This window comes from Sorangium sp. So ce145, from assembly GCF_051525985.1.
Taxonomy (GTDB): Bacteria; Myxococcota_A; Polyangia; order Polyangiales; family Polyangiaceae; genus Sorangium; species Sorangium cellulosum_B.
The window spans coordinates 622,248-640,616 of sequence record NZ_CP150315.1 but is presented as its reverse complement, the minus strand read 5'-3'; the positions used below and the strand labels follow the sequence as shown (position 1 = coordinate 640,616).

General features: G+C 71.8%; 15 protein-coding genes. 9 read left to right on the top strand and 6 right to left on the bottom strand.

The genetic code is table 11. The features are described 5' to 3' along the window. The first annotated feature begins 417 nt into the window (after nucleotides 1-417). A complete protein-coding gene (locus tag WMF34_RS02365; protein WP_012233065.1) occupies nucleotides 418-1,419 on the top strand; it encodes a squalene/phytoene synthase family protein in 1,002 nt (333 codons plus the stop codon). On the opposite strand, the gene WMF34_RS02360 is transcribed toward WMF34_RS02365, so the two are convergent. The 5 genes from WMF34_RS02360 to WMF34_RS02340 all read right to left on the bottom strand — a co-directional run bounded on the left by WMF34_RS02360 (nucleotide 1,407) and on the right by WMF34_RS02340 (nucleotide 6,702). Further along, the gene (locus WMF34_RS02360; protein WP_012233064.1) at nucleotides 1,407-1,775 is read right to left on the bottom strand and encodes a response regulator; all 369 of its coding nucleotides are present in this window, start codon (nucleotides 1,773-1,775) and stop codon (nucleotides 1,407-1,409) included. The two genes, WMF34_RS02365 and WMF34_RS02360, sit on opposite strands and share 13 nt — an antisense overlap. Further along, nucleotides 1,772-3,916: a HAMP domain-containing sensor histidine kinase gene (locus WMF34_RS02355; protein WP_437992277.1), complete on the bottom strand. Its 2,145-nt coding sequence runs from the start codon at nucleotides 3,914-3,916 to the stop codon at nucleotides 1,772-1,774. The genes WMF34_RS02360 and WMF34_RS02355 overlap by 4 nt, the downstream gene beginning before the upstream one ends. A gap of 285 nt (nucleotides 3,917-4,201) precedes the next feature. Beyond that, the gene (locus tag WMF34_RS02350) at nucleotides 4,202-4,912 is read right to left on the bottom strand and encodes a glycosyltransferase family 2 protein (RefSeq protein ID WP_012233062.1); all 711 of its coding nucleotides are present in this window, start codon (nucleotides 4,910-4,912) and stop codon (nucleotides 4,202-4,204) included. 95 nt (nucleotides 4,913-5,007) lie between these two features. After that, nucleotides 5,008-5,445, bottom strand: coding sequence for a rhodanese-like domain-containing protein (locus WMF34_RS02345; protein ID WP_437992276.1), 438 nt, complete (start codon nucleotides 5,443-5,445; stop codon nucleotides 5,008-5,010). A 33-nt stretch (nucleotides 5,446-5,478) separates the two neighbouring features. Continuing rightward, nucleotides 5,479-6,702: a DUF1015 domain-containing protein gene (locus WMF34_RS02340; protein WP_437992275.1), complete on the bottom strand. Its 1,224-nt coding sequence runs from the start codon at nucleotides 6,700-6,702 to the stop codon at nucleotides 5,479-5,481. Nucleotides 6,703-6,888: 186 nt separating this feature from the next. On the opposite strand from WMF34_RS02340, the gene WMF34_RS02335 reads away from it, so the two are divergent. The 5 genes from WMF34_RS02335 to WMF34_RS02315 all read left to right on the top strand — a co-directional run bounded on the left by WMF34_RS02335 (nucleotide 6,889) and on the right by WMF34_RS02315 (nucleotide 13,380). Further along, nucleotides 6,889-7,959, top strand: a complete 1,071-nt coding sequence (locus tag WMF34_RS02335) for an AAA family ATPase (protein ID WP_437992274.1) — start codon at nucleotides 6,889-6,891, stop codon at nucleotides 7,957-7,959. Next, nucleotides 7,956-8,738 carry a hypothetical protein gene (locus WMF34_RS02330; RefSeq protein WP_437992273.1) on the top strand — a complete coding sequence of 261 codons (783 nt, stop codon included), beginning with the start codon at nucleotides 7,956-7,958 and terminating at the stop codon, nucleotides 8,736-8,738. The genes WMF34_RS02335 and WMF34_RS02330 overlap by 4 nt, the downstream gene beginning before the upstream one ends. A gap of 202 nt (nucleotides 8,739-8,940) precedes the next feature. Then, the gene (locus WMF34_RS02325) at nucleotides 8,941-10,599 is read left to right on the top strand and encodes a helix-turn-helix domain-containing protein (RefSeq protein ID WP_012233059.1); all 1,659 of its coding nucleotides are present in this window, start codon (nucleotides 8,941-8,943) and stop codon (nucleotides 10,597-10,599) included. A gap of 76 nt (nucleotides 10,600-10,675) precedes the next feature. Beyond that, nucleotides 10,676-12,136 carry an ArnT family glycosyltransferase gene (locus WMF34_RS02320; RefSeq protein ID WP_437992272.1) on the top strand — a complete coding sequence of 487 codons (1,461 nt, stop codon included), beginning with the start codon at nucleotides 10,676-10,678 and terminating at the stop codon, nucleotides 12,134-12,136. Nucleotides 12,137-12,642: 506 nt separating this feature from the next. Beyond that, the gene (locus WMF34_RS02315; RefSeq protein ID WP_437992271.1) at nucleotides 12,643-13,380 is read left to right on the top strand and encodes a hypothetical protein; all 738 of its coding nucleotides are present in this window, start codon (nucleotides 12,643-12,645) and stop codon (nucleotides 13,378-13,380) included. Between the two features lie 42 nt (nucleotides 13,381-13,422). Here WMF34_RS02315 and WMF34_RS02310 read toward each other — a convergent pair whose 3' ends face one another. Then, nucleotides 13,423-14,457 (bottom strand): OmpA family protein, encoded by a 1,035-nt coding sequence (locus WMF34_RS02310; RefSeq protein ID WP_437992270.1) that lies wholly within the window; start codon nucleotides 14,455-14,457, stop codon nucleotides 13,423-13,425. A gap of 153 nt (nucleotides 14,458-14,610) precedes the next feature. Between WMF34_RS02310 and WMF34_RS02305 the strand changes: the two genes are divergently transcribed. The 3 genes from WMF34_RS02305 (at nucleotide 14,611) to WMF34_RS02295 (ending at nucleotide 18,368) form a co-directional block, all read left to right on the top strand. Then, the gene (locus WMF34_RS02305; RefSeq protein ID WP_437992269.1) at nucleotides 14,611-15,564 is read left to right on the top strand and encodes a LysM peptidoglycan-binding domain-containing protein; all 954 of its coding nucleotides are present in this window, start codon (nucleotides 14,611-14,613) and stop codon (nucleotides 15,562-15,564) included. Further along, the gene (locus WMF34_RS02300) at nucleotides 15,561-16,817 is read left to right on the top strand and encodes a serine/threonine-protein kinase (RefSeq protein ID WP_437992268.1); all 1,257 of its coding nucleotides are present in this window, start codon (nucleotides 15,561-15,563) and stop codon (nucleotides 16,815-16,817) included. Before WMF34_RS02305 ends, WMF34_RS02300 begins: the two co-directional genes overlap by 4 nt. A 105-nt stretch (nucleotides 16,818-16,922) precedes the next feature. After that, nucleotides 16,923-18,368 (top strand): choice-of-anchor D domain-containing protein, encoded by a 1,446-nt coding sequence (locus WMF34_RS02295; protein ID WP_437992267.1) that lies wholly within the window; start codon nucleotides 16,923-16,925, stop codon nucleotides 18,366-18,368. Nucleotide 18,369 lies beyond the last annotated feature (1 nt).

The window sequence follows — 18,369 nt, the reverse complement described above, 5'->3', positions numbered from 1 at the left end:
ACGTGTTCTACCGCCGAGACGGAGCGAGAGAGGGCCGAGCCGTCAGGCCCTCACTGACGTTATCCGTTGGACAATGTACCGACCCAGGGTATACACCGACGATCATTGACGGCGTGTTCCCAACACACCGGCAAAACACACAGGGAATCCATGCATTATCTCCGGCGCCCGTGCCCTGGACGACGAATTTCCGCGTCGACTGGGGGACAATAAGGCCTCATAAAGGAAGGCGAACGGGCGTCACCGCGCATCTCTCGGAGGATCGGAAAGTTCTACACGGTAGAGAGCCACCATCCATCACCGACGCAGGCGCCCCAAGCAAACAGGGTGAGCCACGTCCATAATCGCCAGTGACCGCGCGCGAAGCCAGGGCGACACACCGGCGACAAGCACGTTCAACGTGCGGCACTCGACATCGTGAAACCTACTCAACACATCTCCTCTCGACCGCCCTACCTGCCCGCTGCCGCACCGGCATCGGAGCGGACTCCCTACCAGCCGATCTCGGCGATCGTCGGCTCATCGCACTATCGCGCCCTGTCGGACGACGCGTTGAAGGACGAGGACAACGCCGCGTGGGTGCTCGGCCTCGCGCCCGACGTGAAGCGGGCGTGGCTCGATCGCATCCGCTGGATCCGGATCGTCGATCGCCTCGCCGAGAACGAGCGCATCGAGCCCCACGCGCGGCGATTCAGCCGCTTCATGGTGGCGTGGAGGCGCGTCCGTTCCTGCGGCTTCGTCGATCCGTGCTGCCCCTTCGCGCGCGAGCTCTCGGCCATCCACGCGCTGTGGCTCCGCCGCCCCGCGCTCGATCGTCCCGACCTGGACGAGATGCAACCGCGCTCGCTCGCCGCCTGGGACGCCTACTTGCTCGCCCTCGCCGACTACCACGCGCCCAGCCTGCTCATCCGCACCCTGAAGGAGCACGACACGATGCTGGTGCGGCTGTCAGGCCATATCTTTCAGCTGGTTCCGTTCCTGACGAAGGAGCACTGGGACGCTGCCGGGGAGTTCGGCCGGCTCGATCAGTTCTTCAACAACCTGAGGGACATGCAGGAGGACGCCGATCGCGGCATCTGCTACCTGCCCGAGGAGGAGCTCGCGCGCCATGGGGTCGCGCGCGCTCAGGTGATCTCCGGACGGTGCGTCGACACGCCCGGATACCAGGCCCTGATGCGGTACTGGCTCGATGAGGTCATGCCAGCGCTCTACGCGCGGGCGGCGCCGTTCATCGAGGCGCGCGGCCTCCACCCCTCGCTCCAGATCATGAGGGAGTGGAGCCTGCGCCGTTATGCCCGCATCACACGGGTGTTCCGCGCGACCGGCTTCGATCACCGCCGGTTCCCCGCGCGGTACTGGGCCGAGGTGCGGCGCGACCTCGCCGAGCGGCGGCAGCTCCTCCGCGCTCACCCCGTGTAACGCCTCACCGTCGAGAGGAGCGCGTCCGGCTCGAACGGCTTGCCGAGCCACGCGTCCGCGCCGACCTCGGCCGCCCGCCGGTGCGCGTCCGCCGCGGCGGTGAGCACGACGATGGGCGCCTGGCGCCCGTGCCGGACCTCGAGCTCGCGCGCGAACTCCGGGCCGTTCATCACCGGCATCTTCATGTCGAGCAGGATGAGATCCGGCAGGTCGTGCTCCAGCTTGGCCAGCGCCTCGCGACCGTTGCACGCGATCTTGACCCGGTAGCCGTCCTCCTGGAGCACGAGGGAGACGAGCGCCACGAGATCCGCGTCGTCCTCCACGAGGAGCACCGTCTTTGCGTGTCTGTCGCTCATCGTCGATCGGCCGCGGGGGCCTCGCTGCTGAGTGGAAGGGTGAAATAAAACGTGCTGCCGCTGTCCTCCTCGCTCTCGAACCAGATACGGCCGCCGTGGCGCGTGATCATGTCTTTCGCAAGGAACAGCCCTATCCCCATGCCGCCGTAGTCGTGTCGGGTGTCCGTGTGCGCGCGGAAGAAGCGCTCGAAGATCCGCTCCTGCCTGTGGGCGGGGATGCCGACGCCCTGGTCGCGCACGGACACGACCGCCTCGAAGCGCGGCGCCGCGCCGTGCCGCTGCGAGAAGAGCGCGGCGTCGCAGGAGGACGGCGGCGACGACGCCGGCGCGCGCTCGGCGACGGCGACGCGCACGTCGACGTCGCCGCCGTCGGGCGAGTACTTCACCGCGTTGTCGAGGAGGCTCGCGAGCACCTGGCGCAGCCGCTCCGGATCGGCGCGCACGACGGGCGGCCGCTCGGCGTCGAGCGACAGCCGCACCCGGTGACGGCTCGCCGACTTCGCGACGCGATCGACCGACTCCTGCACGAGCTCCTTCAGATCGACGTCCTCCTCGGAGACCTGGAGCACGTCGAGCGTGACCTGCGAGATGGCCAGGAGGTCGTCGACGATGCGGTTGATCCTGTCCGCGCCCCGGTCGATGGCCTCCAGCATCTTGCGGCGCGGCGCCGGCAGATCGTTCGAGTTGCGCAGGAGCGCGAGCGCGTATCCCTTCATGATCGCGACCGGCGTCTTGAGCTCGTGCGCGCCGACCCGGATGAACTGATCCTTGACGAGATCGAGCTCCATGAGCTCCGTCACGTCGCGGGCGACCGCGACCGCGCCGAGGACCGCCCCGCCCTCGCTGCGGATCGGCGCCGCGCTGGTCCGCAGGAAGACGTCGCGGCCCGCGCGGCCGTCCGCGAGCACCTGCTCTTCCTGCACGATGGTCTCGCCGGCGAGCGCCCGCACCATGGGCAGCTCGTCGCGCGTGAAGGCGCGGCCGTCGCTGTGGCGCATCCGGCCGAGGTCCATCACCTCCTCGACCATCCGGCCGGCCTGCTCCGAGCGGCCCGAGAGGCCGAGCAGCCTGAGCCCCGAGGCGTTGATCATCGTCAGCCGGCCCTGGCGGTCGCACGCGAACACCCCCTCGACGAGGTTGTCCAGCACGGCCCCGAGCTGCGCCGCGCGCTGCGCCGCGTCCTGCAGCAGGCGCTCGCGCTCCGCCAGGTATCTCCGCGTGCGCCGGGACGACTCCTCCAGGCGATCGACCATCGCGTTGACGCCGCCCGCCAGCGCGCCGATCTCGTCCTTGAAATAGACCGGGATCCGCTCCAGCCGGTCGACCTCGCCGCGCTGGACGATCTTCTGGATGACCGCGGCGACCTGCTGGAGCGGGCCCGCGAGGGCGCCGGCGAGGAAGCCCGCGCAGACGGGCGCCCAGGTGACCGCGACCATCGAGAAGATCGCCAGGGTGAGCTTCAGGCCGGGCTTGGCCGGCCCCGCCGTCTCGCCGAGCACCATCGCCGCCATCCAGCTCGTCGGCGCGATGGCGAGGCAGGCGCCGAGGATCACGAGGCGGACGGCGAGCGAGTAGCCCTTGCCGGGCATGGAGAGGCCGCGCTCGCGCGCGATGAGCGAGATCACGCCGGCGGCGGGGGCGAGCAGGCGGCCGAGGATGCTGTAGGCGAGCGGCAGCGCGGCCGCGAACAGGGCCAGCGCGAACAGGGCCAGCGCGACGCCGCGCTGGACGCCGAGCGGGCTCTGGTCCGGCGCGATGAGGTAGAGCGCCATCGTGACCGGCAGGTACAGGAGCCCCCACGACACGGCCCAGACCGTCGCGAACGCGAGCGGGGTGTCGTAGGCGGCGTTCGCCGCGGCGAGGACGACCTCCTCCGGGGGCGCCGCGCCGCCGCTGCTCGTGTCCTCGACGCCCGCGCCGCTCTGGAGGCGATGGGCCACGGCGTACTGCCGCAGGCGCTCGATCGGGCGCAGCATGTGGACGAGCAGCGCGATGAGCCCCCCCGTCTTGACGAGGTACATGAGCCCGATCAGCCCGAGTAGCCGCGCCTGGACCGCCGAGTCCACGACGCCGAGGAGGCGCAGGTGAGCGACCGGGACAAGCAGGCTGTACGGCAGCTCGATGCCGAATGCATAGGCCACGACCCGGGGCGTGAACGACAGAGTCCGCGACCTCCCCGGATTCCAGATTCTAGCCCAGGCGGCTCGGCTGATGGCCACGTCCGTCACCCCCCTTGTTGAAGCATGGCTGCGGGGTTCGCGCCTCTCGGGCCCCTCCGCGCCAAGTTGATGAGTCAGGTCGCCAGGCAGCTTTGCTATGAGACCAACGAGCGAGTTGTCGACCGTTTTGCGCAGCGGTTCGTGTCGATTCGATCGACTCCCACTCACATGTTCCGTCCGCGCGCGGGCGTTCTGCGATTTTCCTGATCAGCTCAGGGACTGCCTTATGGCGTTCCTGGCGATCAGGAAAAGGATGGTGAGCACGTGGCGCGCGCGCAGGCCGCTCGCCTCACCGCGGTAGACGGGGCGCACGCTGACCTCGCAGACGCGGAGCCGGCGAGCCGCGAGGGCGGCGAGCAAGTCGTTCGGATAGCCGTAGCGGGGCCAGAGGCCGTCGAGGTCGAGCGCGTCGATCGCGCGGGCCGAGATGGCGGTGTACCCGCACTGGCTGTCGGAGAGGGCGTCGAGCCCCGCCGCACGGCGGGTGAGCGCGGCGAGCGCCGCCGTCGCGGCGAGCCGCTGGAGAGGCATGACGCGCCACACGTCGGGGTGGCGCAGCCGATCGCCCTTCACGTAATCGGCTTCGCCCGAGGCGATCGGGGCGACGACGCGCGGGAGATCGCGCGGATCCATCTGCCCGTCGCCGGCCATGACCGCGACGGCCGAGGCGCCGAGGGCGCGAGCGCGCCGGTAGCCAGCGACGATCGCCGCGCCGACGCCGCGGCACTCCGGGTGGACGAGCACCTCGAGGCGCTCGTCCCCGAGCGCGCGCGCCATCTCGGCCGTGCCGTCTCGACTGGCGTCGTCCACGACGATCACGTGGTCGACAAAGGCGGGGACCGACCCCGCCGCCTCGGAGATCCATCGCGCCTCGTCCCGCGCGGGGATGACCACTGCGACGCGCGCACCGTGGAGCACGCGGATTCCTAGCGGAGCGAGCGGCCTCCGGCAACGCGATCGACGCCGCGACGACGCGCCCGGCGCCGCGCCGCGAGCGGTGCGCGCCGGACGTATTACCTGCCAGCGCTCTTGCGGAGCTCGGCGTAGGAGCCGCCGGGCGTGGCCGTCTCGACGGGCAGCCCGGCCGGCCCCCACCCCGGCTCGGTGATCGCGCCGAACGCGTCGCGCGGCCCCTCGAAGCCGGCGCGTTGCTCGATGACGGCCGTGTAGCCGGCCGACACCATGGCCTCGGCCGCGCGCATCGAGCGCTGTCCGGACTTGCAGCCCACGATGATCTTCGCGTCCCTGGGATAGAGGGCGCGGACCACATCGAGGAAGTCGGGGTTCTGCTTCATGCCGCCGGCGCCGGCGTGCATGAGCGGCACGTTGTGCGCGCCGCTCGGGTGCCCGGCCGCATATTCGGGCTCGCTCCGGACGTCGAGGTAGAGATACCCCTCCTCGTCGATGAGCTTCTTGGCCTGCTGGGGGGATACACGCTTGATGTCCACCATGGGGCGCAGTCTACCCCCGGCGCGGCGCGCTCGTCAGAACGTATGAATGAAGAGCCCGCTGCGGAGCTTCGGCTCGAACCACGTGCTCTTCGGCGGCATGAGCAGCCCTGCGTCGCTCACCGCGAAGAGCTCGTCGATCTGCGTGGGATAGAGGTGGATCGCCATCGTGAACGCGCCCGAGTCGACGCGCCGCTCGAGCTCGGCGACGCCGCGGATGCCGCCGACGAAATCGACGTGCTTGTCCCGGCGGGGGTCGCTGACGCCGAAGATCGGGCCGAGGATCTGATCCTGGCAGATGGAGCAGTCGAGCGAGGCCACCGGGTCTTTGGCGTCGAACGACCCCGGGCGGACCCTGGCGGTGTACCAGCGGCCGCCGAGGTAGAGCCCGAAGGTCCGCGGCTCGGCCGGGGTGGCGGCCGCGCCGTCGCTCGCCGGCGCGAGGTCGAGCCGCTCGCCGAGGGCCGCGAGCAGCGCCTCCGCGCTGCGGCCGGCGAGGTCCCGCACGACGCGGTTGTACGGCATGATGTTCATCTGGTCGTGCGGGAAGACCACGGCCAGGAAGACGTCGTGCTCGCCGCCGTCGCCGCGCAGCTTCCTGTGGACGCGCGCCGCCGCCGCGCTGCGGTGGTGGCCATCGGCGACGTAGAGCGTCGGGACCGCCTGGAAGCGCTCCTCGAGGTCGGCGGTCGCCGCGCGGCCGAGGACCCAGAGCTTGTGCTCGACGCCGTCGGCGGTCGTGAAATCGTAGATGGGCGGCGACTGCAAGGCCTCCGCGACCGCGCGGTCGATGCCCGCGTCGGCGCGGTACGTGAGGAACACCGGCTCGTCGTGGGCGCCGAGCTCCTCGATGTGGCGGGTGCGGTCGTCCTCCTTGTCGGGGCGCGTCTTCTCGTGCTTCTTGATGACGTCCTGCTCGTACTCGGCGACCGCGGCGCAGCCGACGACGCCGATCTGCCGGTGATCACCCATCCTCTGGGCGTAGAGGTAGAGGTGCGGCTCCGGGTCCTGCGCGAGCTCGCCGCGCGCGATGAGATCGGCGAGGTTCTGCGCGCCGCGGGCGTAGACGGCGTCGTCGTGCTCGTCCGTCCCCTCGGGCAGGTCGATCTCGGGGCGGGAGACGCGGAGGAAGCTGTGCAGGCCTCCCGCCGCGAGGACGCGCGCCTCGGCGGTGGAGATGACGTCGTACGGCGGGCTCGCGACGCGAGCCGCCTGGGCCTGGGGGGGTCGGTAAGCGCGGAAAGGTCGGACGGTAGCCACGGGGAGCGACTAGCCCAGCCGCCTGGGCGCGTCGAGGCGGCTCGCGCGGCGGGAGCCGCGGCAGGCGGGGCGGCAGACCGCGCGCCGAGGCGCGCAGCCCATGCACGGGGCGAGGCACACCATGGAAACGCCGCGCGGGTGCGGTCTTTTCTGTCAGCCGCTGCCCGGCGAGCGTAAGACTTGGGCGTGATCACCTCGGTGAGGATCGAGAATCTGCGCGGCATCCGCGCGGGATCCATCGAACAGATGACGCCCCTCGTCGTGCTGGTCGGACCGAACAGCTCGGGGAAGAGCACCGTCCTGGATGCATTGCTCATCGGGGCAGGGCAGAAGCCTGCGTCGAACGCGGGTTACGCCGTACGGCGCAGGGCCGGCCTGCGGCACGGCGCGCGCTGGCTGCTCTGGCGGGGCACACAGGAGAACCACGCGACCATCGTGGTACAAACAGCGGCGCGAAGAGCCTATGGTCGTACGATCGTGTGGTCGGAGCAGGCTCTGGGCGAGAGCCTGCGTCGGCAGCTCTCAGAGAAGGGCGCCGAACACCCCTTCAGCACCATCGAGGTCAGCGCCAAGCCGGACTCTTCCCTCATTTCCTGGGACTTGCCGCCCTTGAAGCACGAGCCTACCTCCTGGGATCACGCGCGCGGGATCGCTTTAGTCGCGGCTGACAACACGTACGTCTCCATGGAGTCGCGGGACGAGCAGTCCCCCCTCGACGTCTGGATGGTCGACACGCGGTTCGGGCACGCCCTGTCCGAGCTGTACTCGCGCATCGCGGAGCGCGGCCGCAGGCAGGCCGTTCGGGATCTCGTCGCGGCGATCGTCCCCGGGCTCGACGTCATCGAGATCCTGACGGAGCACAACGACCCTAGGCTCCACCTCACCTTCGCCGATTCGAGCGTGCCGGTCGCGCTCGCGGGAGATGGCGTCCAGGCGCTCGTCCGCTTGAGCCTCGAGCTCGCGGCGCGCCCAGGTGGAACCGTGCTCCTCGAGGAGCCCGAGGCCCACCAGCACCCCGCTGCAATCTGGGCCAGCGCGCAGGGCATCGTGGAGGGTGTCCGGCGTGGGCTCCAGATCATCCTCTCCACGCACAGCCTGGAGCTGCTCGACGCCCTGTTGAGCACGCTGAAGGACGACGAGCTCGGCCTGCTCTCGCTCTATCGGCTCAAGCTCGCCGGCGGCGAGCTGAGGCATAGCCGGCTCGAAGGGGGCGAGGTGCGCCTCTCGCGCGAGGCGATCGGAGACGACCTGCGATGAGCGCTTCCGTCGAGTCGGTCGTCCTCTGCGAGGGCTACCACGACCGGGCGTTCTGGGCCGGCTGGCTCGTGGAGCGCCTCGGTTGGACGGACGCGCGCCCGCGCCGCGAGAACGGGACCTACGACATCGCCCGGGATCCGTTCGGCAAGCCTGTGACCCGTGGGGATTTCGCCTACCGCACGCCTCTCGGTCGTTTTCTGCGCGTCCGTCCATGCCACGGCGACAGCCAAGTGCTCGCTGTCATGAAGACCCGGCTCCGCGAGCGGACGACGAACGGCCTCCGGCGGCTCGCCGTCAACCTCGACGTCGACACCGACGCGGCGGAGACGAACGGCGCGCCGCAGCGCGAGGCGGCGCTCAGGGACGCTGTCGAGCGCATCGTCGCGCAGGAGGACCCGCGCTGGTCGCGCACCCCGGACGGCGACCTGTGCCTCGACGGCGGAGCGACGCTCGTCTCGTTGGTCCTCTGGTCGGCGAGCGATCCCCCAACCCCGGAGCTGCCGCCGCAGCAGACCCTAGAACGCCTCGTCTGCGCTGCCCTGCGTGCCGCCTACCCCGATCGCGCCGCGGCCGTCGGTGTGTGGCTCGCGTCCCGCCGCGACCCACCTCCGGCGACCCCGAAGGAGCACGCCTGGTCTCACATGGCCGGCTGGTACGCCGCCCACAACTGCGACGACTTCTTTCAGGCAGTGTGGCGAACGCCGGCCGTCGCCGCTGAGCTCGAAGCCCGCCTCCGCGCATCGGGAGCCCTGCGGGCCGCCGCGGCGCTGGATAGCTGATCCCCCTTTTTCGCGCCGATCTGCCAGGGTTTCCGCTCCGCTTGCGGCGTGCTCGCGCGCCGGCGCGGAGCCCCGGCGACGGCGGCGCTCATGGCCGCACGCGGCGCGTGCTAGGAGGGGACTCGCGCCGCGAGCCGCTCGCATCCGCTCGCCGCCGCACCACCCCGCCCGCGCACGACCGCGCGCCGCACGAAGAGGAACCTTGTCCAGCTCCGGTGAGTCCTACCCTCCGCCGCGCTATTCGACCCTCCCTCCCGGCTCGGCGGACGACGATCTCCCCCTGCCAGGCGAGATCACCTCGTTCTCCAGCTCGCGATCCCGCCGCGTGATCGCCGTGGGGGGCGGCCGCGGGGGCGTCGGCAAGGCGACGCTCGCGGTCAACCTGGGGGTGTACTTCGCGCAGCTCGGGCGCGACGTGATCATCATCGACACCGACGCTTACAGCCCGGGGCTGCACGCCGCGCTGGGGATCGAGGCGCCGCCGCTCGTCACGCGCGAGGACATCGAGGAGGGCAAGGCCGAGCCGATCGCGACCACCGTGCCCGGGCTCCGGCTCGTCCCGACCGCGTACGACCCGATGACGGCCACGCCGCACCGGCCGAGCCGCGCCGCCTACTGGATGAAGATGATCCAGGAGCACGACGTCGACTACGTGATCGTCAGCCTCGGCGCGGCGACCGGCTCCTCGACGCTCGACCTCTTCCTGCACGCCGACGTCGGCATCTGCGCCACCACGCCCGAGCCGCTCGCGGTCGAGCACTCCTACCGCTTCTGCCGCGCGCTCTACCAGCGCACCTTGCGCCGGGCGCTCATGAAGGAGCGCTTCAAGATCCGGCTCGTGGAGAAGGTGGCGGCGTCGCTCCCGGCGCTCGCGACGCCGCGCGACTTCATCATGGAGGTGAAGCGGTTCGACGAGGGGGTCGCGTCGCTCGCGGCCGCGCAGCTGCCGCGGGTGAAGCCGCACCTCGTGGTCAGCCAGACCCGGCACCGCTCGGACCTGGAGCTCGGCCCCGCGATGAGCGCCGTCTCGGAGCGCTTCCTCGGCATCTCCCTCGACTACCTCGGACACATCGAGCACGACGACGCGGTGTGGCTGACCGCGCGCCGGCGCCAGCCGCTCCTCATCGACAGCCCGACGTCGAAGAGCGCGCGCAACCTCGAGCGCGTGGCCCGGCGCATCCTCGCGCTGCTCGCCGCGCGCGACTCCCGCCCGGCCGAGGCGCACGCCCGCGCCCTCGCCGCCGCCTCGAAGAGCGCCGCGCCGCCGACGCTCTACGAGGCGCTCGGCCTCGCGCGGACGGCCGCGGACGACGAGATCCGGCGCGCCTACAAGCGCCAGCGCGACACCTACCGGGAGGGGAGCCTGCCCGTGGTCAGCGTGCTGAGCCCCGCGGTGCTCCAGAAGGAGCAGGCGCGCATCGAGGAGGCGCACGACACCCTCCTCGATCCGGTGCGCCGCCGCGCGTACGATCTCTCGACCTACCCGGACGATCCGCGCACGCAGCTCGGCCCGGTGCGCGCCGAGAACGCCGCCGCCGCGGCCGAGCTGGCCATGCTCCAGGCCGAGCTCGCGCGCGAGATCAACGCCGAGACGCAGTTCAGCGGCGCGCTGCTCCGCAAGGTGCGCGAGTCGCAGGGGGTCGAGCTCACCGACATCTCGCAGCGGACCAAGATCTCGCTGGCGCACCTCCAGGCGATCGAGAACGAGGCGATAGGCGACCTGCCCGCGACCGTCTACGTACAGGGATTCGTTCAGGAAATTGCCAAGTACCTGCGGCTCGATCCGGCGCAGGTGGCGAAGACCTACATGCGTCGCCTGCGCGAGATCTCCGCGGGCTCGCGCGCCAAGCCGCATGGCTGAGGCGTCGCGCGGAAGCGACGGGGCGGCGCGGATCGGAGGCGGGCGCGGCGGGCGCGGCACGTGCGGCACGTGCGGCATGTCAGAGCGCGCCGGCGGGGATCTCGCGTTCTCGGCGCTCGCGTTCGCGCTCGCGCTGCTGCCGCGGCTCTACGTGGCGATCGCGTGGGCGCGCGAGCCCGTGTGGGACGGCCATTACTACGATTTCGGCGCGCGCCGCATCGCCGCCGGGCTCGGCTACTCGGACGATCTCATCGTCGGGGGCCAGGCGGTATGGCACCCGTGGTGCCATTATCCTGTCGGCTACAGCGGGTTCCTCGCCCTCGTCTACCGGCTGTTCGGCGCCGGGCCGCACGCGGCGACCGTCGCGAACGCGGTGACCGGCGCGCTGCTCGTCGTCGTGGTCCACCGCCTCGCCCGGTACGCGACAACGCCGGCGCGCGCCCGCGTGGCGGCGCTCCTCGCGGCGCTCTCGCCGGGTCTCATCGTCTATGCGGCGCTCGTCATGACGGAGCCGCTCGCGGCGCTCGGCCTGGTGACGGCGCCCTGGCTGCTCGCGCGCGACGCCGCGCGCGGTCGCCCGGCCCGCGGCGCGGTCCTCGCGGGCGTGGCGCTCGGGCTCTCGGCGCTGGTACGGCCGCAGAGCCTGCTCTGCGCGCCGGCGCTCGCGCTGCTGGCCATGCGCGCCCCGGAGGCGTCCGCGTCTGGAGGACCGGCGGCGACGGCGTCTGGAGGGGCGGCCGCGTGGAAACGCGGCGCGCTCGCGGCGGCGCTCGCGGCCGCGACGGCCCTCGCGGTGGTGGCGCCGTGGACGATCCGCAACTGCCGCGTGATGGACGGCTGCGCGCTCGTCTCGACGAACGGCGGCTGGAACCTCGCCATCGGCGCGTTCCCGCGCGCAACGGGCCGCTTCGAGACGCTGCGCGCGGGCGACGGCTGCCCGATCGCGCGCGGCCAGGTGGCGCAGGACCGCTGCTGGATGGCCGCGGGGCTTCGGTGGATCAAGGATGATCCAGGTCGCTGGCTGGCCCTGATCCCGAGGAAGCTGGGCTTCACCTTCGATCACGAGTCGTTCCCGATCGGCTATCTCGGCGAGGCGAACCCTGCGGCGTGGCCCGAGGAGCGGCGCGCGACCGGGCGCCGCGTGCTCACGGCGTCGCACCTCGGCCTGCTGTCCGCCGCGGCGCTCGGGGTCGTGGCGATGCCCCGGCGGAGGCCGCGGCGCGAGCTCGTCGCGCAGCTCCTCGCGCTCGCGGCGGTGCTCGGGCTCGTCGCGTGGGGCGTGCTCGGCGACGGGCACGCGTTCTGGCCGCTCGCGGTGGCGATCCCGCTGATCGCCGCGCTGCCGCTGCCAGGCCGACCCGCGAACGGGGGTGTCGTCGGCTATCTCGCGTTCGCGGTCGCGTCGGTGGCGCTGACGCACGCCGTGTTCTTCGGCGAGGACCGGTATCACATGGTCGTGACGCCGGCGCTGTGCATCCTCGCCGCGTGCGCGCTGCGGCGAAGAGAAGCGGCGCGGGCGGAAGCGCGGGAGGATTGAGGGAGTAAAGTCCCACCAATCTCCCCGTCTCCCTGCCAAATCTCCTGCTAAGCATGCCAATTGCACACGGCACTTGCCGCACTGCCAACGCTGCCCGGAGCGCCGTTCGCAAACTGTTTGTCGAACGTCTGCACACGGCGCTCAGCACATTCCGACCGCGCGCGATCATTGCTCTCGGCGCTGACTGCGTTACCGAAAGCAGGGCCGCACTGCGACCCATCGGTGCTCCGGATAACGTGAGCTTCTCGCCACATGTCCCGGCCTTCGGAAAGAGCACGCGCAGATACCAGTGGCCGATTGAATGTTACCGATACGTCACGCCTGAAGGAATGTCCCTCGTGTGCCGCTCGGCGCCCTTCACAAATTGGCAGCTTCCGAGCCGAGCCGGAATCTGAGAGATTGGGAAGTGCATTCGCGCTGACGCATGACGCGGCCCGACCCGGCATTGCAGCCGATGCAGCTCGTCGCCGGTTTGCGCCCGGCGCCATGGTTCGCGGCTGAACACCATGGCCTTGTACCGCGCCGATGTCGTCGTCTTGCTCCTCGATGCGGACAAGCCGGTCCGGGTCATCATCGTCGAGGTGCAGCTCAGGAAAGACGACGACAAGCCGTTCAGCTGGCCCGCCTACCTGACCGTCTCGCGAGACCAGCACCGCTGCCAGGCGGGCCTGCTCGTCGTCGCGCCCGACCCCCTCGTCGCGGACTGGTGCGCACAGCCGATCGAGATCGGCGTGCCCGGCTTCATCCTGCGCCCGCCCGTGCTCCGTCGCGACAGCGTTCCGGTCGTGACGGACCCAGCGGAAGCGGTCCGTCGACCGGAGCTGGGGGTCCTCTCCGCGATGGCCCATGGCGAGACGGAGCAAGGCGCGACGATCGCAGGCGCTGTGCTGCCCGCGATCCAGGGGCTCGATGACGAACGCGCCCGGTTCTACTACGATCTCCTGTACAATTCCCTGAACGACGCGGCTCGCCGGGCGCTGGAGGCGATGATGAAGGGCTACGAGTACCAGAGCGATTTCGCGAAGAAGTACGTCGCGCAGGGCCGTGACGAAGGACGCATCGAGGGGCGCATCGAGGAAGCGGTGCGCGCCCTGTTGAGCGTGCTCCGGACTCGCGGCATCGCCGTGCCCGAGGCGGCACGCGAGCGCATCCTCGCCCAGAAGGACCCGGAACGCCTCGAGCGCTGGATCGAGAAGGCTGTCACCGCGGCCGCACTCACCGAGGTGCTCGACGAGCCGAGCTGAGGACGAACGGGCTCCGGACGCGTCGCCGCAGTCACAGGCGCGCTAGCCGCCGCCGGCCTGCGCGTCCTTGCCGGTCGCCTTCTCCGCCTCGCCCGGTGTCTCTTGCTCCGCCACAACGAGGATCTCGACCCTCCGGTTCCTCGCCCGCCCTGCCTCCGTGTCGTTCGGCCCGACCGGGCTGAACTCGCCATAGCCGACCGTCGACAGGCCCCGCGGCGACATCCCGCGCTCGACGAGCCGCTTGACCACCGCCGTTGCCCTCGCCGCCGAGAGATCCCAGCTCGACGAAAACCTCGCGCTCTTCATCGCCTTCCGGTCGTTGTCCGTGTGCGCGGCGACCTGAAAGCGAAAGGCCGGCATCGTCCGGAGCACGCCGGCGATGTCGTCCAGCGCCGCCCGCCCTCCCGGCGTGAGCTCGGCCCTCGCGCCGTTGAACAGCGCGTCGCTCGGCACCTCGATCACGAGCTGCCCGGCGCGGAGCCCGACACGGACCTTCCCCGCGAAGGCCGCGCCCTTCAGCCGGTCCACGGCGTCGCGGATCCCGGCCGCGCGCGCCTCGGCCGCCGCCTGCTTCCGGCGCAGATCGTCGAGCTTGGCCCGCGTCTCCGCGAGCTCCGCCGACAGGCTGCCCCGCTCGCCGGCGAGCTGCCCCACGCTCTGCCCGGCGCTCCGGAGCCGCGCCGACAGCTCCTCGTTCATGGCGATGAGCTCGTCGAGCCGCCGCGCGAGCCCCGCCTCGGCCGTCGTCGCCTCGGACAGCCTGAGATCGCGCGCCCGGAGGTCGTCCGAAAGGCGCGCCAGCTCCTCCTCGATGGCGGCGACCTGCGCGGACCGCTGCGCGGCCTCGGCACGCGCGCTCTGGGCCTCGGCGCGGGCGCTCTGGGCCTCGGCCCGCGCCTTGTCACCCGCGTCGCGCTCTCTCTGGATCTCCGCGCGCGCCTCATCGTACAGCCCCTGCCGGACGAGGCAGCCCGGCGTCGCCAGCCCGAGCAGGCCGGCCGTGAGGAGCCGCGCCGCCGCAGGCGAGCGCCGCGAGAGCCACGTCGGGATCCTGCCGGACGTCGTCGTGTCTTTCATGCGTCGCGGGCACTCTGGCACGAAATCACGGGCGCGACGAAATCGTGGCAAACGTTCCCCGCGCGCCGCCGCGCGAGCGGTCGCGAGCCGTCCCACGGCGCGCGATCCCCTGGTACCCTCGGCGGCGTGATGCCTCGGCGAGCTTGGTTTTCCGTGGGCGCCCTCGCGGCGACGACGCTGGTCGGCAGCGCCGCGGCGGCGTTCCCGCACGTCGTCCGCGAGGGCGAGACGCTCGCGCAGATCGCGGAGCGCACCTACGGGCGCGTGCAGATGGAGCAGGTGCTCGTCGCCGCCAACGCGCTCGACGCGGGCGCCGGCGTGCCGATCATGCCCGGCCTGCGGCTGGAGGTGCCCGCGCTGGGCCACCACCGCGTCACCGCGGGCGAGACCTGGGCGATCCTCGCGGAGCGGCTGCTCGGCACCGCCGACCGGAGCGACGTCCTCGCGATTTCGAACGACACGTGGCCCTGGCTCGAGCCGACCGACGGGCAGGAGATCATCGTGCCGTACAACCTGCGGTACGTCGTCGGCCAGCACGACACCTTGCTCACCATCGCCTATCGCTTCCTGGGCAAGCGGGACCACGCGTGGATGCTCGACAAGTACAACCACCTCAAGCAGCGCCCGCTGCGCCGCGGCATGGTGATCCTCGTCCCGCTCACGGATCTGCCGCTCACGGCCCAGGGCAAGGCCGAGGCCGCGAGCTCCGGCGCGCTGGTGCGCTCCGAGGGGGCCGGCCGCGCGCGCGACGCCCAGCGCCGGGTCGACGCCGAGCTGCCGCAGCTCGCCGGCGACGTGCGGAGCGGCCGCTACATCGACGCCGTGGCGCGGGCGAGCCGCCTGCTCGGCTACGGCGATCTCGCCCGGGTGCAGATCGCCACGCTGCAGCGGCACCTGCTCGAGGCCTACGTCGCGCTCGACGCCACCGGGCTCGCCGAGACCGCGTGCGCCGCGTGGCGCGAGGCCGACCCCGCCGCGCGACTCGATCCCATCGAGCTCAGCCCGAAGATCGTGCGCGCCTGCACCTCGTCGACGGAGCTGCACCTCAGGGCGCCTTCGCCCGACCCCGCGCCGCCGATCCCCGCGGACGCGGGCGATGGGCGGTGACCTCGCAGCAGCCCGCGCCCGATCGCCTGCCCGCCGGGCACGGCGTCGCGTCGCGGTACACCGTCGAGTCCGTCATCGGCGAGGGGGCCTCCGGCGTCGTCTACCGCGCCACCCGCGACGAGGACGGCCAGCGCGTCGCGCTGAAGGTGATCCACAGGCACCTCTCGGGCACGCCCCAGATCTTCAGGCGCTATCACCGGGAAGCCGCCATCCTGGAGCGCGTCGAGGGCCCTCACGTCGTCCGGATGCTCGACTTCGTCGAGGAGGGCGGGCTCCTCGTGATCGCGCTGGAGCACATCGACGGCAGCTCGCTCGAGGAGCTCCTGCGGGACCACGCGCCGATCGAGATCGACGTGGCGATCGAGATCGCCCTGCAGATCTGCGCCGCGCTGGAGACAGCGCACGCGGCGGGCGTGGTGCACCGCGATCTCAAGCCGGCCAACGTGCTCATCGAGCGTCCGGACGGGCGCGCGGGCGCCGCGCCGTCTCCCTTCGCCGGCCGCGTCCGCGTTGTCGATTTCGGGCTCGCGAAGGTGGTGCACGGCGAACAGCAGACGACCGGGCTCACCGAGAAGGACATGATCTTCGGGACGCCGGAGTACATGGCGCCGGAGCAGGTGCGCGGGGAGGACGTCGATCCGCGCAGCGACATCTACGCGCTCGGCTGCATCCTCTACGAGATGGCGGTCGGCGCCGTGCCGTTCAGCAAGCGGACGCCCATCGCCGTGATGACGGCGCAGATCGCCGAGCAGCCCCTGCCGCCGCGCGCCAGCGAGCGCTCCGGGCTCATCTCGGCCGGCCTGGAGGCGGTCATCCTGAGGGCCCTCGCCAAGAGCCCTTCCGAGCGGCACCCGAGCGCCAGGGCATTCGCCGACGCCCTGCGCGCCTGCCGAGAAGAACGGCGCGTCGTGCACCACACCCCCGCGAGCCTCGCGGACGCCGTCTCGATCACCGATCTCGCGCTCGAGCGGACCGGCCTGGATTACGCCGCGCCCCTCCAGGACGGTGCTTCCGCCTCGGGCGTCGGCCATGTTGACCACGTCGGTGATCCGGTCACGCGTCCGGAGAGCGCGGTGGCGAGCACGGTGAGGAGAGCGCTGCCCGAAAGCGCGGCCGCGGCGGTCCGCGAGACGCCCGCTGGCCCTGCGCCGCCGGCGGGCGGCACATCGCGTGAGCTCATCCTCTGGACCGTGGTGGCCATTCTCTGCGCGGCCGCCGGCATCGTGGTCGGCACGCTGTTCGGGGCGCGCTAGGGCGCGCTGGAACGCAGCTGAAACGCAGCTGGGACGTGCCTGGCGCGCCGCCATCGGGGGGCTGCGGCTATGGCGTGGAGCGCGAGGATCGTGGTAATCGTTCTCATGCGTTCCTTGCTGTCCGGCGGCGCTGCCCTCGCGGCACTCCGCTCTGCTCGGCCCCGGCGGCGGCGCGCTCTCCCCTGCGTCGCCGCCGCGCTCGCCCTCCTCGCCCCCGCGGCCGCTTCGGCCTACGACTCGCTCGCCGTGCCGTGCGCGGACGACCCGCTCCAGTGCGCGCGGGGACCGCTCACGTTCCAGCGCAAAGTCGCCATCCCGCTCGGGCTCGACTTCGATACAGGCTGGGTCCCGCCGGGCTCACCGCTGCAAGTCAGCCTCGGGGCCGCGGTCTACGCCAGCACCCAGGTCTCGTTGAGCGGAGCGCTCGAGGCGTCCTGGCCAGAGGCGCTCGCGCTCAAGGCACCAGGCGCCCCGGATGGAGGCGCGTTCAGCTGCGATGTCGGACTCGACGTCAGCGCACAGGGACACATCAGCATTTCCGTCCTGGGCCAGGACTTCGACTGGACGGGCGATATTCCCTATGTGCCCCAGGTCGATTTCCAGGTGCACGCCGGAGAGCAGTTCGACGCCTGGGGCTGGGAGCCGGGCATCACGCTGGAGAGATCCACAGCGCTGCAGCGCGTTGCGTCCGTATCGCTCGGCGACCTCATCGGCGGCTCGATCCCCGGAATCGACGGGAGGTTCGAGCTCGACATCGCGATGGACGTCGCGGCCCGCTACACGACCCATCGCGTGGCCATCGAGACGCTCGATCAGGCGACGGTGAGCGGAGGCGACATCACCTCCGAAGCCGGAGCCTCCTCCGTGGACTACCTGGGAGGCCCGTCGGTCGAGCTCAACGTTCGTCCGGAGGGCTCGGTACGGTACGACGGCACGCTCCACCTGGTCCCCGCGTTCAGCGTCAGCCTGCTCGGCCGCTCATGGTCGATCCCGCTCGCCGACATCCCGCTCGCCTTCCCGTACACCGAGCACGAATGGGTCTTCGAGAGCGAGCGCGTCCATGTGCCGCTCCCGGACCTCGCGCTGGACAAGCAGGAGATCGATTTCGGCGCCGTGGAGGTGGGGCAGGCCAACGTGGAGCTCGTCCGGCTGTCGAATGCGGGGGAGGCGCTGCTCGACGCCGTCGTGACGACCGACGACGCGGAGAGCTTCGAGCTCGCGGACGCGGCGCTCGGGATCGACCCGGAAACGGAGGTCGACTTCGCGATCCGCTTCGCGCCCAAGGCCAGCGGCGAATTCGCGGCGACCGTCCTCGTCGAGTCCAACGACCCCGACCGGCCCGTGCAGAGGATCGCGGTGCGAGGGATCGGCGTCGGCGAGCCGGAGGCCCCGGCAGGCGGCGGCGAGCTCGCGGAGGAGGACGGCGGCTGCGCCTGCCGCTCGGCCGGGGGCGCGCCGCGCGGGAGCGCCGGCGGCCGGGCGTGGGCGGCCGCCGGCCTGTCGCTCGCCGCGCTCGCGGGCGGCCTCAGGCGCCGGCGGCGCGCGGCCTGAG